This is a genomic window from Peribacillus sp. CSMR9, from assembly GCF_033141925.1.
GTDB classification, from domain to species: Bacteria; Bacillota; Bacilli; order Bacillales; family DSM-1321; genus Peribacillus; species Peribacillus simplex_A.
Window position 1 is genome coordinate 14,514 of sequence record NZ_JAOPHO010000006.1, and the last position, 15,612, is coordinate 30,125.

12 protein-coding genes are annotated in these 15,612 nt (G+C 41.7%); 10 read left to right on the forward strand and 2 right to left on the reverse strand.

What is annotated here, in order from left to right; all coding sequences use genetic code 11:
* Positions 1-354 precede the first annotated feature (354 nt).
* Both N9I19_RS05860 and N9I19_RS05865 read left to right on the forward strand, forming a co-directional pair.
* Positions 355-2,103 (forward strand): ABC transporter ATP-binding protein, encoded by a 1,749-nt coding sequence (locus tag N9I19_RS05860; protein WP_317777237.1) that lies wholly within the window; start codon positions 355-357, stop codon positions 2,101-2,103.
* Positions 2,078-3,868, forward strand: a complete 1,791-nt coding sequence (locus N9I19_RS05865) for an ABC transporter ATP-binding protein (protein WP_317777238.1) — start codon at positions 2,078-2,080, stop codon at positions 3,866-3,868. The genes N9I19_RS05860 and N9I19_RS05865 overlap by 26 nt, the downstream gene beginning before the upstream one ends.
* Positions 3,869-3,920: 52 nt before the next feature.
* Here the strand turns inward: N9I19_RS05865 and N9I19_RS05870 are convergent, their stop codons facing one another.
* On the reverse strand, positions 3,921-4,661 hold the full coding sequence (locus N9I19_RS05870) for a MerR family transcriptional regulator (protein ID WP_317777239.1): 741 nt from the start codon (positions 4,659-4,661) through the stop codon (positions 3,921-3,923).
* 85 nt (positions 4,662-4,746) lie between these two features.
* Here N9I19_RS05870 and N9I19_RS05875 point away from each other — a divergent pair, with 85 nt between their 5' ends.
* The 8 genes from N9I19_RS05875 to N9I19_RS05910 all read left to right on the forward strand — a co-directional run bounded on the left by N9I19_RS05875 (position 4,747) and on the right by N9I19_RS05910 (position 14,113).
* On the forward strand, positions 4,747-5,451 hold the full coding sequence (locus N9I19_RS05875; RefSeq protein ID WP_317777240.1) for a CPBP family intramembrane glutamic endopeptidase: 705 nt from the start codon (positions 4,747-4,749) through the stop codon (positions 5,449-5,451).
* A 204-nt stretch (positions 5,452-5,655) separates the two neighbouring features.
* Entirely contained in the window at positions 5,656-7,710 is a 2,055-nt protein-coding gene (locus N9I19_RS05880) for a carbon starvation CstA family protein (RefSeq protein WP_317777241.1), read from the forward strand.
* 13 nt (positions 7,711-7,723) lie between these two features.
* Positions 7,724-7,927, forward strand: coding sequence for a YbdD/YjiX family protein (locus tag N9I19_RS05885; protein ID WP_089362581.1), 204 nt, complete (start codon positions 7,724-7,726; stop codon positions 7,925-7,927).
* Between the two features lie 260 nt (positions 7,928-8,187).
* On the forward strand, positions 8,188-9,402 hold the full coding sequence (locus N9I19_RS05890) for an ammonium transporter (RefSeq protein ID WP_317777242.1): 1,215 nt from the start codon (positions 8,188-8,190) through the stop codon (positions 9,400-9,402).
* 15 nt (positions 9,403-9,417) lie between these two features.
* A complete protein-coding gene (locus tag N9I19_RS05895; RefSeq protein WP_061461417.1) occupies positions 9,418-9,780 on the forward strand; it encodes a P-II family nitrogen regulator in 363 nt (120 codons plus the stop codon).
* Positions 9,781-10,293: 513 nt separating this feature from the next.
* Positions 10,294-10,944: a LytTR family DNA-binding domain-containing protein gene (locus tag N9I19_RS05900; protein WP_125163285.1), complete on the forward strand. Its 651-nt coding sequence runs from the start codon at positions 10,294-10,296 to the stop codon at positions 10,942-10,944.
* 131 nt (positions 10,945-11,075) lie between these two features.
* Positions 11,076-12,602: a succinyl-CoA:acetate CoA-transferase ScpC gene (scpC, locus tag N9I19_RS05905; protein WP_061461424.1), complete on the forward strand. Its 1,527-nt coding sequence runs from the start codon at positions 11,076-11,078 to the stop codon at positions 12,600-12,602.
* A 404-nt stretch (positions 12,603-13,006) separates the two neighbouring features.
* On the forward strand, positions 13,007-14,113 hold the full coding sequence (locus tag N9I19_RS05910) for an AI-2E family transporter (protein ID WP_289321125.1): 1,107 nt from the start codon (positions 13,007-13,009) through the stop codon (positions 14,111-14,113).
* 64 nt (positions 14,114-14,177) lie between these two features.
* On the opposite strand, the gene N9I19_RS05915 is transcribed toward N9I19_RS05910, so the two are convergent.
* On the reverse strand, positions 14,178-15,596 hold the full coding sequence (locus N9I19_RS05915) for an NAD-dependent succinate-semialdehyde dehydrogenase (RefSeq protein WP_089362585.1): 1,419 nt from the start codon (positions 15,594-15,596) through the stop codon (positions 14,178-14,180).
* Positions 15,597-15,612 lie beyond the last annotated feature (16 nt).

Below are 15,612 nucleotides of genomic sequence, written 5' to 3' on the forward strand. Positions count from 1 at the left end.
TGAATAAAGAGGGGGCAATATTCCAGTGAACTGCATTCGCTAATGAGCATATAATTTTTACTAGGCACAGAGAAGCCGGGGCGACATTGTATCTATGTACAATATCAAAAAGGTACGATATGAGATTATCGTAATTGTTTATCAAATTTCAGAGATATATAATGAAATTGAAAATCATTATCAATTAGAATTTTCACCTATTTCCTGTTATTTGTCAAGGGTATTTATTAAAAAAAATCAAGTTATTTACCAATCCTTTAAATCAGTTAAAATCTTTTAAATAATCTGTATAAAAATGTATAATGAGAGATGAAAAGATGCTATCTACATATGAAGAATCGAAGGGTGTCATAGATGAAAAAACTGGCCTCATTTCTTAAGCCATACTGGCTCTTGATCATTCTTGCTTTATTCTTGATGATTGTCGAGCTCGGTGTAGAACTGTTACAACCTCTATTTATTGCTAAAATAATTGATGATGGCATTTTACAGAAAAATTTATCGGTAGTGATTAAATGGGGAAGTGTCATGGTTGGACTTTCCATTTTTTCATTTCTTGGCGGGATCGTTAATTCCTTTACAGCATCACATGTAAGTCAGAGCTTTGGACATGATGTAAGAAAAAACCTTTTTGGTAAGATACAGGCGTTTTCTTTTGCGAATTTGAATAATATCCCGACTTCATCGTTGATTACAAGGATGACGAATGATGTGACCCAGCTTCAAAATACGGTTTTCATGGGCCTTCGTATCATGGCAAGGGCGCCTTTGATAGTAATCGGGGGGGCGATAATGGCGATTGCGGTCGATTTGAAACTCTCCCTTGTTTTGGTCATTTCGATTCCGGTTCTTGTTTTCTTCCTGGGATGGGTTATGAAACGAGCGGCTAAGCTGTTTAAGCTCGTACAGAAAAAGCTCGATAATGTCAATGGGGTCATGAGGGAAAACCTGACAGGCATGCGCTTGATCAAGGCCTTTCTTCGTAAGGAGCATGAAATCGGACGGTTTGACGATGCGAATGACGAGTTGAAAAGAAAGACTGTGACTTCCCTTCGTTTAATTGAAACGACCATGCCTGTTCTGATGCTGGTCATGAATGTGGCGATTCTGATCATTCTTTGGCTTGGAAGCGAATTTATTACAACGGGAGATATACAGGAAGGGGAAGTTGTGGCGATTGTCAACTATGCCACAAGGATTGCGGCATCACTTTCCGTTTTTTCATGGCTGATCACGGTCATTTCCCGTGCAAAGGCTTCAGCGGAACGTGTGACGGAAATATTTGAAACCCCGATAGATATTGATGAAGGCAAAATTGAAAGCAAGAGTGATACCGTCAAAGGGGGAGGCATCAAGTTTCTAGATGTATCTTTCCGCTATCCTGGAACAGATGCACCTGTATTGAAAAACTTGAGCTTCTCCATCGATCCGGGAGAATCGCTTGCCATCATAGGAGCGACAGGATCAGGGAAAACATTACTGTTTCAGCTGATTCCGAGATTATACGAAGTTGAAAGCGGCTCCATTCGAATTGATGACCAGAATGTGAAAGATATTCCCTTGAATTCGCTGCGGAAAAGGATCGGCTATGTACCGCAAGAAGCCTTGCTTTTTTCAGGAACCATAAAAAATAATGTTGCTTGGGGAAAAGAAGGGGCCTCGATGGGGGAAATCATGGCAGCTGCCATGGATGCTCAGGTTCATGAGACCGTAATGAAACTCCCAAAACAATATGAGACTCAGTTAGGGCAAAAAGGGGTGAATCTGTCCGGAGGGCAAAAACAACGGTTATCGATTGCGAGGGCATTAGTGCGCAGACCGAAGATTCTCCTTCTGGATGACAGTACGAGTGCGCTGGATTTAAAAACGGAAAGTAAATTGCTCGCCGCTTTAAAGACCTATACATGTACAACACTCATCATTACACAAAAAATCAGTACAGCCATTGAGGCGGACAAGATCTTGTTGCTGGAAAATGGCCAAGTGCTTGCGCTGGGGAAACATCAGGATTTGATTCAAACAAGTGATCTTTATCGAAAAATCGTTCACTCACAGTTTGGGGAGGAGGGGATTTCTCTTGAGTCGAAGAATATCTCCCGATAAGAAAAAGGCAAAACCAGTCAACTCATGGAATACGATAAAAAGGATCATCCCCTACTTAGCAACGAATAAAAGCCTGCTATTTTGTGTCCTTTTCATGGTACTGATAAGCTCGGTTTTGGGATTGCTTGGCCCATTTCTTGTAGGGATGGCCATCGATGATTATATTGTCACAAAGGATAGCGGGGGGCTGATTAGTCTTCTTATCGGGCTTCTCGGAGTCTATATATTCTATTCACTATCCATGTGGCTTCAGAATTATTGGATGATCGGAATCGCGCAGGATACGGTTTATGAGATGCGCAATCAATTGTTCAAAAAGCTTCACCAGCTGTCCATTACCTTTTTTGACCGGCGTCAGCATGGGGAATTGATGAGTAGGGTCACGAATGATATAGAAAATGTCAGTTCCACTTTGAATAGTTCCGTCATCCAGATTTTCTCAAGTGTGCTGACACTGGTCGGGACGATCGGAGTGATGCTGTATTTAAGCCCTTTATTAACTGTTTTAACCTTATTCATCGTTCCTCTTATGTTTTTTGGGCTGAGGTGGATAACGAACAGGACGGGCAAGCTTTTTAAGGAACAGCAGAAGAACCTTGGAGAATTGAATGGGTTTATAGAAGAAACGATATCGGGACAACGGATTGTAAAGGCTTTTTCGCAGGAAGATAAAGTGATCCGTGACTTTATCACCCGGAGTGAAAACTTAAAGAAAGCCGGATTCCTATCACAATCATACTCTGGGCTGATTCCAAAACTGATGAATTTACTGAACAACTTAAGTTTTACTATAATAGCCGCTGTCGGCGGTTTTTTGGCGCTGAGTGGCATAGGAACAGTTTCCATCGGGGTCATTGTCATTTTCACCGAGTATTCAAGGCAATTCACCCGCCCGCTCAATGACCTGGCTAATCAATTCAATACACTCCTATCGGCCGTTGCCGGTGCGGAGCGGGTGTTCGCTATACTTGATGAAAAAGAAGAAGAAGTAGATGAGAAACAAGCCTCTGAACTTCAGGATGTATGTGGTGAGGTGAACTTTGAAGGTGTTTCCTTTTCGTACAATGATGAGGGTCAAACGATATATGATGTCAGTTTCCATGCAGAAAAAGGGGAGACCATCGCGCTTGTAGGACCCACTGGGGCCGGTAAGACTACGATCATTAATCTTCTTGCGCGTTTTTACGAGCCGAACAGCGGCCGGATCTTGATCGATGGACAGAATATCCAGCAGGTGAAGAGGTCCAGTCTCCGCGAGCATATGGGCTTTGTATTACAGGATTCCTTTCTGTTTCAAGGTACGATTCGTGAAAATATCCGCTACGGTCGGCTGGAGGCGGGCGATGTAGAAGTGGTGGATGCAGCCAAGCTTGCCAATGCCCATTCCTTTATCATGAAGCTGCCAGACCGATATGATACCATCTTGAATCAGGATGGCAGTGGAATCAGTCAGGGACAGCGCCAGCTTTTATCGATTGCCAGGGCTATTTTAGCCGATCCTGTTCTATTGATTTTGGATGAGGCGACAAGCAGTATAGATACGATTACCGAGCTGAAAATCCAGGAAGCATTACATCGTTTGATGGAGGGAAGGACAAGTTTTGTCATTGCCCATCGATTGAATACGATTCAGCAAAGTGATCAAATCCTGGTGCTTGATGAAGGAAGGATCACTGAAAAGGGATCACATGATGAATTACTGCGGCAAAGGGGTCCTTATTACGAACTCTATCGCAGTTCATTAAAGGGAAATCAGACCGGATGAAGAAAAAAATGTGTGCCGTCGGGCGCACATTTTTTGTGTTGGTCACAAAACCTTATACCTTGAACTTGCATTCCGTTTCATTTAAAGAGGCGACTGCCTCCTCTAAAAATATGAGGATTTCTTCCTTTACCGGATATAAACCTGCCGAGGAAGAGTCAGCCGCGGATTTACGAACTTTCCAGAATTTCTCCTCTAGATCTTTGTTTCCTTCGAAAATCAATTCGGATAAAAGGAGGCAATCTTCAGCGATCAGCCTTCCTTCCTCGGATTCGGCAGGAAATCCTTTTTTGATGGTTAATTCTATACGTTTTATTAGGTTGATCCATTGTTTCGTTTGGATATTATCTTTTTCCATCTTAGGTAGATTGTCCAAGGTTTTCCGTTCTTCTTTGCTGAAGAATTGATCACGATTATGTTCTTTTCTTTTGATTAGCGGCAGCAGCAGCTCCCAATCGAGATCTCCTTCGACTTCTATGCTATTTAACAAGGTATGGATGTTCTTGAGAGTGTTTTCAGCTTCCCTTATGTTTGATATTGTCTGATGTTGTTGATGAAGGAGCAATTCTTTGAAGGCCTTTTTATCCAACACGGTCTTTATATCATCTAAAGAGACCGAAAGGCTTTTAAGCAAGCGAATTTTTTCAAGCCTTTTGAGGTCTTTTTCCGTATAATATCGGCGGCCATTTGCGTGTCGGAACTCAGGTGTCAGTAATTGGATTTGGTCGTAATACCGAATCGTTCTAATCGTAACGTTCGCAAGTTTGGACAATTGCCCCACGGTCCAAAATTCCATTGTCTTACCTCCAAATTAATATTGAAGATGACGTTGCGTCATCATCTACACTTACATTATAGCTTAACAGAACAGGAGGGATAAAATGGATTTTGACAAGAATGAGTATTTTAAAGGTGATCCATGGGGAATTAAGGAAGGAGTATGGATGTTGGGGTTATCATGTTTCATTGTGCCTGTTTTCATTGAAATCTTGCTGAGAGAGCAGTTCGATTCATTTTTTCGGAATGGTTTATATGCAGGAACGACCATGGGCTTCATTATGGCCATCGTTTTTATGTTAGGGGTTTATTTCGTATGCTTAAGGCCGTGTAGTTTATCTTGGAAGGAAGTGGGGGTTCGCCGATTTGCGGCGTCTTACTGGGGGGCGATAGCAGGTTGGACCATTGTATTGATATTTAGCAGTATTATGGTGCTTGCCCTGATGATGGCCGTAGGGGGAACGTATGAAAATGAAAAAACGGAAAGTGTGAAACAGAATGTCACAGTCTTTAATTTCTTCATAGGCTTCATTTCTGCTGCCATCATTTCTCCCGTTTATGAGGAAATCCTTTATCGAGGATTCATATACCGTTGGATTAGGGTCCGAACGGGAAAGAGCTGGGGAATGTTCATCAGCTCCTTCCTTTTCATGGTCGTTCATATCCCTACTTATAATACATTAATGATCAATTTTATAAGCGGGTTGGTATTTGCTTGGGCATATGAAAAGACAGGGTCCATCTGGCCATCTGTTTTGATTCATGGATTATTTAACGGACTGGCGGTGATATTGACGTTCTTAGAGTGAAATAACCAATACAGGAAAAAGGGAATTATCGACAAAATAATGGAAAATACTTTACAAATCGCCTATTTTGCTATTGCTAAAAAACATTATAATGACATATAATTCTGAATATACGTAAAATTCTTTAAATTAAATGGATTATTGCCTAACTCCATATGAAATGAAGATTTTTTATAGTAAACCATTGAGAGGGGATGGTAAAAAATGAAAGTGCTTAAGTCGGTCATTCTTTGGGGAATCATATCTGCGGTGGGGGCGGTGAGTTTTGGTTTCGTCGCATTAAACCGGGGGGAAAGCATCAATGCCATGTGGATTGTCACTGCAGCACTCTGTGTTTATTCAATTGCATATCGCTTTTATAGTAAATTCATTGCACAGAAAGTGTTTGAGCTAGATGATAATCGCCAGACTCCATCGGAAGCGAATAATGATGGGAAGGACTACGTGCCTACAAATAAGTGGGTGTTGTTTGGCCACCATTTCGCAGCAATTGCCGGAGCTGGCCCTCTTGTTGGCCCCATCCTTGCAGCGCAGATGGGGTATTTGCCAGGGACACTATGGCTTGTAGTCGGAGTTGTATTAGCTGGTGCCGTTCAAGATTTCGTTATTCTCTTCGGTTCGATGCGCCGTAACGGTAAATCATTGGGAGAGATGATCAAAGAGGAAATCGGACCGATTACAGGTTTGATTGCGATGATCGGAATCCTCGGCATCATGGTTATCTTATTAGCGGTACTTGCCCTGGTTGTCGTAAAAGCGTTGGTGGGCAGCCCATGGGGTATGTTCACGATTGCCTCGACCATACCGATTGCAGTCCTCATGGGCATCTACATGCGCTATATAAGGCCCGGTCGTGTTGGAGAAGGTTCCATTATTGGCATTATACTATTGATGCTTGCGTTATTTTTCGGCCGCTTTGTATCCGAAAGTGCTACATTGGCGCCAATGTTCACATTTGATGGAGAAACGATCGCCATCATGCTGATTGTATACGGATTCGTTGCCTCCGTTTTGCCGGTATGGATGTTATTGGCACCACGTGATTACTTAAGCACATTCTTGAAAATCGGCACGATCATCGGACTTGCGCTTGGTATTTTCATTGTCATGCCGAGCCTTGAAATGCCTGCCGTCACTCAATTCATTGATGGAACAGGACCCGTTTTTTCAGGGAATTTATTCCCATTCTTATTCATAACGATCGCTTGTGGAGCGGTGTCGGGGTTCCATGCTCTCGTTTCATCGGGAACGACTCCGAAAATGATTGAACGTGAATCACATTCACGTCCAATCGGATACGGGGCGATGTTGACTGAGTCCTTTGTAGCCATCATGGCGATGATAGCAGCCTGTGTACTGACGCCAGGGATCTATTTTGCCATTAACAGCCCGGGCGCCGTTGTGGGAACGGAGCCGGCTCAAGTGGCGGCTACGATATCCGATTGGGGTTTCATTTTGACACCTGAAATGATTACCGGCCTTGCAGATGATGTTGGGGAAGAGACCATCTTATCCCGCACTGGTGGAGCGCCAACCTTTGCAATCGGTATGGCCCATATCTTCTCACAAGTGATTGGTGGAGCGTCCCTGATGGCGTTCTGGTATCATTTCGCGATCCTATTCGAGGCATTGTTCATATTGACCACCATTGATGCGGGAACCAGGGTAGGGCGTTTTATGATACAGGATATTATCGGCACCTTTTACAAGCCATTTGCCGAAACGAATAAATGGCTACCTAATATTATTGCGACTGCCATTTGTGTAATCGGTTGGGGGTATTTCCTATATCAAGGGGTCATTGATCCTCTTGGCGGAATCAATACCCTTTGGCCATTGTTTGGAATTGCGAACCAGATGCTTTCCGCCATTGCGTTGCTGCTTGGGACGACAGTCCTTTTCAAAATGGGCAAAAAAGCGTATACATGGGTCACTCTTGTGCCAACTACATTCTTATTGATAGTGACCATGACGGCTGGATGGCAAAAGCTTTTCCACGAAAACCCGGCGATTGGCTTTTTGGCACATAAGGATAAATTTAAAGCGGCCTATGATAATGGGGAAATTCTCGCTCCGGCAGCAAATCTATCTGAGATGAAACGGGTTATCGTCAATGATTATGTGGATGCTGCCCTATGTGCCATCTTCATGATCGTTGTGATCACTGTCCTGATTTCTGCCATTAAGTTATGGATAAAGGTCTTGAAGAACGAGAAAATAGATTTACATGAATCACCTTATGTATCGAGGTCATCATAAGGGAGGGAAGGAAATGTTGAAAAGATTAGTTAAGATTCTCAGCTACAGAAAGCAGTTCGTCAGTTTGCTTGTCGGCGTTCCGAGTTATGATACTTATGTGGCACATATGAGAGTGCACCATCCTGAAGATCCCGTGAAAACCAGGAAAGAATTTTTCTGCGAAGCCCAGGATGAACGCTATAACGCAAAGGGTGGGAAAGTGTCTCGTTGCTGTTAACTGAATATTTTTTTGAAGGGCCCTCAATAGGAGGGCCTTTTTTATTTGAATCTATGAACCCGGACATGAGTAGAGGGAGAAATATAACGACGATAGAATCCTGGTCCTTTATTCAAAACTTATGTTATTTAACCTAACATTATTAGTATGAAACATTAAAAAATAAGTTGAATTATTAGAAAATTAAGTTTATGATAAAAAATATAACATTTGAATGTTAATAAACATAACATATACAAAAACAAGGGGGAAAAAACAGTATGCAAATGGCAGATTCAGTATTCATGTTTTTGGCGACGATGATGGTTTGGTTAATGACACCAGGGATTGCCCTATTTTATGGAGGGATGGTAAAAAGTAAAAATGTCCTGAATACGGCAATGCATAGTTACATGCCACTTGCTGTCATTTCGATTCTTTGGGTGCTGATTGGATATTCTTTATCATTTTCACCTGGTAATACATTTCTGGGCGGTCTGGACTGGGTTGGCTTAAATGATGTAGGCTTTGCACCTGGACCATACAGCGAAACAATTCCTCATAGTTTGTTCATGTTATTCCAAATGACATTTGCCGTTTTAACAGTATCGATCATTGCAGGTGGCATTGCTGAGCGGATGAAGTTTTCAGCATTCTTGATTTTTACGATCCTTTGGTCTTTATTCGTATACGCTCCTGTTGCTCACTGGGTATGGGGAGGCGGCTGGTTAGCAGAGCTTGGTACTCTTGATTTTGCAGGTGGCAACGTTGTTCATATTTCTTCGGGGGTTGCCGGTCTGGTTTTAGCGATTATGTTAGGTAAAAGGAAAGAGTCGGGGGACAGTGCACCACATAATCTTCCTTTAACATTCCTAGGCGGATCATTAATATGGTTCGGTTGGTACGGCTTCAACGTCGGAAGCGCACTGACAATCAATGAAGTGGCGATGAACGTATTCGTTAATACAGCTGTTGCAGCAGCTGCTGGTATCGTTGGCTGGCTGATCGTTGAGTATATGGCTAATAAAAAGGCGACATTGCTGGGGACAGTATCCGGAGCTATTTCTGGGTTGGTTGCCATTACACCGGCTTGCGGATTTGTAACGCCTGCATCATCCATCATCATCGGGGGCATAGGCGGCGCCGTTTGTTTTTGGGGCGTATTCTTCTTGAAGAATAAACTGGGCTACGACGATGCTCTTGATGCTTTCGGATTACATGGGATCGGTGGAACATGGGGTGGCATCGCTACAGGTTTATTCGCGACCACTTCCGTCAATGAAAGCGGGGCAAACGGTTTATTCTATGGAGATTTCAACCTATTGTGGAAGCAGCTCATAGCGATCGTTGTAACTTATATTTTCGTTGCCGTGGTCACATATATCATCGCTAAAGCCATTAACCTTTTCGTTCCGTTACGTGTCAGTGAAGAAGATGAGTACATGGGGCTTGACCTTACACTTCATGGAGAAAAAGCCTATCACGAATCAATTTAAAAGGGGGTTGATCATATGTCCGAGGTTTTAACGAAAATAGAAATCATTACACGTCCCATTAAATTTGAACAATTCAAAACGGAACTAGCAAAAATAGGGGTAAGCGGAATGACTGTTTCGGAAGTAAAAGGAACGGGTCTTCAGAAAAGTTATGTGGAAACATATAGAGGCAGAAATCGTGAAATGTCATTACATGACCGAATGAAGATAGAAATCGTCGTGTGTGAAGTTCCAGTTCAGGATGTTGTGGATGTAGCAAGGAAATTCTTGAGTACCGGTAAACCAGGTGACGGAAAAATCTTCATTTATGAATTGGCGAATGTTGTGAATATCCGTACCGGAAAAGAAGGCCATGATGCGTTAAAGAATGAGATTTGATGCAGTGACTCAATCGACCAAATGTGCCGGATCCAATAAATAAAAGAAAGGGAGCTGGAAATGGGGAGACTGGTCCGAATTGTTAATGCAAAAAAACAGAAGATCGTTAATACGCTCATTTCAGAGGATGTATATCAACCTGATGACCGACCCTTTTTATTGGAATTACCATTAAAAAATTTAGAAGAAATTTTATCACTTCGAATAAAGTCCTCGTTTCAGGATCCCCGATTTAAAAAATAACCTTTTAGCCGTTTCCTTATGAAGGAGAACGGCTTTTTTATGCATCCCCCATGGAAATCGATGAGCTTTCCAACTATAATAGATAAGGACATAAATTTAAATCCAATTTTTTTGCCTTTTTTGATACTTTTCGCTTAGTTAATTCGTTTTTTCTTTAATTTGCGAAAAGTGGATTCAAAAAAATGTAAGTCCTCCAAAAAAAATTATTCGCGAATGCCCTGTTTAATGATGGGGAAATTATTAATATGTTCTTTTAAGAGGTGAAGGGAAATGGATCAATTTACGGTCGAATCCGTTTTAAATATCATCAGGGAGTTTGTTCCGAAGGATGCTTCAATTTCTGTGGCTGATTCCAAAAAATACATTTATTATCAACCGAGCAAACAAGTTGACCTAAGAATAAAACCGGGTGATTTAATTAGTGAAAACACGGCGACATATAAAGCTCTGAGTGTCCGTAAAAAAATAGGGGTGCAAGTTGAAAGTAATGTTTTTGGCGTACCCTACTATGGGCTGAGTGTACCTATCATGGACGAGGGCAATCCTTTAGGGGCGGTAACAGCCATTTTGCCTTCAAAGCCATTAATTTTACCGACATCATTCTTGACCATTAAAACAGATGAACGCTGGATACCGCTTCCTTATGATGAAATTATGTATTTGGAAGCTCAAAATAGGAAAACTAAAATTCAGTCCGAACGTGTGAGTGGATTTCATAAAATGAACTTAAGTGAATTGGAATACATTTTACCTAGTGATTTATTCATTCGTGTGCATCGTTCGTACATCGTCAATATTAACTATATACAGGAAATCCTTCCTGATTTTCATTCTACATTTTTACTAATAATGAAGGACAATTCCAAAATCCAAGTAAGTCAAACATATGCAAGTCAATTCAGAAGGGCTTTAGGATTTTAGTGTTACTCCTTTGTGTGAAAAAAATGCTGGTTTATGCTCCATTTAAGGCTTTTCATTCGGAAATGAATGTAACTATTACACTGGCTTGGTAAAATTAAGTGTAAGAAAAGCGAAAAATGGGGGTCTTTTGTATGAACGAAAGCGTTTTCAAAAAAATTCGCAACGAACAATTTAAGGGGAAAGTAGTTACAGCGGAAGAAGCAGCTTCATGGATTAAAGATGGGATGAAACTCGGTATGAGTGGATTTACCCGTGCTGGTGATGCTAAAGTTATTCCAATGGCTCTGGTTGAAAGAGCTAAAACTGAAAAATTCAAAGTTGATGTTTATACTGGTGCTTCTTTAGGACCTGAAGTCGACCAACATATGGCGGAAGCTGGTATCATTAACAAACGCTTACCGTTCCAAGCGGACAAAGGCATTCGTAATAAAATCAATGCTGATGAAGTCACATATGTGGATCAGCATTTATCTCATACAGCTGAACAAGTCCGTCAAGGCATTGTCGGACCTATAGATTTTGCAATCATCGAAGCACTGGCGATTACAGAAGAAGGGTTAATCATCCCGACAACTTCTGTAGGTAACTCAGCCATATTCGTTCAAGAAGCTAAACATGTAATCATTGAATTGAACGTATCCCATCCAGAAGGATTGGAAGGGTTGCATGATATATATACACCAGCTAAACAAGGGGAACGCGAACCGATTCCTATGACTAGCGTAAGCGATCGTCTAGGTTCGATCGGTATTCAGGTTGACCCTGAAAAGGTAATGGGGGTCGTCGTTTCTACAGATCTTGATGCACCTTCTACAATCGTGCCGCCGGATGAAGAAACTGCAACCATCGCAAACCACCTTATTAACTTCCTTCGTGAAGAAATCAAGGCTGGTCGTTTAACTGAAAGCCTGGCTCCGCTTCAATCAGGTGTAGGATCAGTGGCAAATGCAGTATTCGCGGGCTTCCTTGATTCTGAATTTAAAGATTTGGAAGTGTATTCAGAAGTGCTGCAAGATGCGGTATTCGATTTAATCGATGCTGGAAAAGTTAAATTCGCTTCAGGTTGTTCGATTACATTAGCTGAAGAAAAAGGAAAACAGGTTTACGGTGAACTTGAGAAGTACCGTGATAAACTTGTTCTTCGTCCACAAGAAATATCTAACCACCCTGAGATCATCCGCCGTCTTGGTTTGATTTCAATCAATACAGCGTTAGAGTGTGATATCTACGGTAATGTAAACTCAACACATGTTTCTGGGACAAGAATGATGAATGGAATTGGTGGATCAGGAGATTTTGCCCGCAATTCACGCTTAGGTATTTTCGTAACGAAATCATATGCAAAAGGCGGCAATATTTCCAGTATCGTTCCTTTCGTTTCTCATGTGGATCACACTGAACATGATGTGGATGTATTAGTGACAGAGCAAGGGATCGCTGATTTACGCGGGTTGGCACCAAAAGAGCGCGTAGAATTAATCATCGAAAACTGTGCGCATCCTGACTACCGTCCGCAGCTTCGTGCATACTTCACTGAAGCTGTTGCGCAAACTGGAGGACATCAAACTCCACATATTCTTGAAAAAGCATTCTCATGGCATACAAACCTAGCTAAAAACGGTACGATGCTTGAAGCAGTACTTCAAGATCAAAAATAGAGTCAAAACCCCGCCATTACAGCGGGTTTTTTTATTTGGATTCGCCCTTGTTATTTATCCACTTTATGATATTTGTGGAAACCAATGAATCTTTCGTCAACTCCAATGGAATATTGAAAGGTAAATAGATTATTCTCCTGAGCAATTTGTATGGTGTTTCCAATCAGTTCTTTTTCCTTCAACTTATAACGGATTTAAAGTGTAAAATGAAGCTTAACCATCAAAAAGGTAGGGATTGGCGTCATTATGATTTTTTCTTTTATTTTTGTATATAATTATTCATTCAAGTTATGGAAATATGGTAAACTGCTAACAATGAAAGATTATCATCATAGGATTTTCCGAATTTATGATGTTGTTTCCTTAGGGGAGTTAAATAGAATGTTAATAGTGGAGGAGATAATTTGTTCAAGACAAAACTGCATTTTTGGACGTTAGAGTTATTACTATTGTCTTTACTTTTTTATGTTGGTACAAAGATTTCTTTTCTTTTCGAACCAATAGTTATTTTTACATCTACATTGTTCTTTCCCATCTTGATTTCGGGTTTTCTCTACTTTTTGTTCAACCCCACTGTTGATTTCCTGGTTAAAAGAAGAGTGCCAAGGGGATTGGCCATAGTATTGCTTTATGTATTTTTCCTAGGATTGGTTAGTTTGTTGGTCGGTCTGGTTGGCCCATCACTTTCCAAACAGGTTACGGATTTAATCAATAACCTTCCGGATTATTTCAATCAAGTTAGGAAGTTCATTGAAGATTCAGCAGAGTCAAAATGGTTTTTGTGGACGGTGGAACAAGATTATGTCCCTTTGCAAGAAGTAGGAGATTCGCTTCAAAAATATTTGACGAATTTACCGAGTAATATAACGAACAGTTTATCTTCTGTTTTCAGCGTAGTGACGAATATAACATTAGTGGTCGTAACGGTTCCTTTCATCTTATTTTATATGTTGAAGGATGGGGATAAGCTTCCAAGCTCCATCATGAAGTTCGTACCGGTTAGCTATAGAAAACCAGCTTTAACAGTACTTCAGGAAACTGGCGGGACGCTTACTACATACATACAAGGACAGATGCTTGTTTGCTTGTTTGTTGGGATTGGAACGTTCATTGGGTATTTAATCATTGGTTTGCCTTACGCGTTCTTATTTGCGCTGATTGGTGCAGTAACCAATATCATTCCATATGTAGGTCCGTTTATCGGAGCGGCTCCTGCGGTCATAGTGGCATTGATTCATTCACCGGCCGAAGCGTTATTGGTCATTCTTGTTGTAACGGTCATCCAGCAACTGGATGGTAATTTCATTTCACCGTTAGTCATCGGGAAAAAATTGAACACACATCCGCTTACCATCATCATCCTATTGCTCGTCGCCGGAAATATTGCCGGTATCATCGGTATGATTTTGGCCGTTCCTACTTATTCCGTTGTTAAAACGATTGTATTGAATATCGTAAAATTCATCAGGATCAGGAAAGAGGAAAAGCTTGAAGAGGATATATTGGAATGAAAAAACGGGTCCGACTCATTTGAGTCGGGCCCGTTTTCTTAGTGAAGGAACGAAAGCTTATTAATTACAAACCTAACGAAATATATTTTACTTCAAGGTATTCTTCGATGCCTTGGTGTCCACCTTCGCGGCCGAGCCCACTTTGCTTGAATCCGCCAAATGGAGCTTGTGGAACGGAAGGGAGTCCGTCGTTCAATCCTACAATACCGAATTCAAGTGCCTCGGTGAATTTGATGCCTTTGGTGATATTTTCAGTGAATACGTAAGCTGCCAAACCGAAGATGGAGTCATTTGCCCTTTTGATTGCCTCTTCATCGGTCTTGAAGGATGCAATTGGAGCTAGTGGACCGAATGTCTCTTCCTTCATGCAAAGCATGCTGTCATCAATGTTGGACAGTACGGTTGGTTGAAGAAAAAGGCCGCCGATTGATTTTCCGCCAGCTTCGAGCTTAGCTCCGCTGCTGATTGCTTCATCAATTTGTTTTTGAACCTTATCCACTGCATTTTGATCGATAAGCGGACCGATATCGACGCCATCTTCCAATCCGTTTCCTACTTTTAGTTCTTTGACCCTGGCAACGAGCTTTTCGATAAAGGCTTCCTGAATGGCTTCGTGGACATAAATGCGATTTGAACAGACGCATGTTTGTCCAGCGTTACGGAATTTTGAACTGATGATGCCATCAACCGCTTTATTAAGGTCGGCATCTTCAAGAACGATCGCGGGGGCGTGACCTCCAAGTTCAAGCGAGATTTTCTTTACTGTGTCGGCTGAGCCCCTCATTAAGGTTTTACCGACTTCTGTAGACCCGGTGAACGTCAACTTACGGACCCTTGTATCTTGAAGCCAAGTTTCACCGATTTCTGATGATTTTCCTGTCACGACATTGATGACTCCTTTTGGAATCCCAGCTTCTTCCGCTAATTCAGCCATTTTTAAAGCTGTTATGGGAGTCAGGTTTGCCGGTTTAATGACGACTGTGCAGCCGACGGCAAGAGCTGGTGCCACTTTTCTTGTAATCATTGCTGCTGGAAAGTTCCAAGGCGTAATGACAGCTACAACTCCTACAGGCTGTTTAGTCACGAAAAGCCGCTTATTGGACACGGAAGCAGGAATCGTTTCGCCGTAGACCCGTTTCCCTTCTTCGGCAAACCAAGATAAAAAGCCATTTGCATATGTCATTTCGCCAAGAGCCTCTTTAAAGGGCTTGCCTTGCTCTTCAGTCATGATTTTGGCAAGTTCTTCTTTATTATCATCAATCAATCGATGCCATTTCCAAATTAGTTCTGCACGTTCGTAGACTGAGAGTGCTGACCAATCCGTAAAGGCATCATAAGCGGCATCTGCAGCCTTGGCTGCTTCAGTCGCACCGCCTTTAGGAACGGTGGCAACTATTTCATCCGTTGCCGGGTTTTTCACTTCAATTTTATCCAACCCAAAATCCGACCACTCACCGTTAATAAATAATCCGTAATCCTTCATGATAAAACCTCCTATT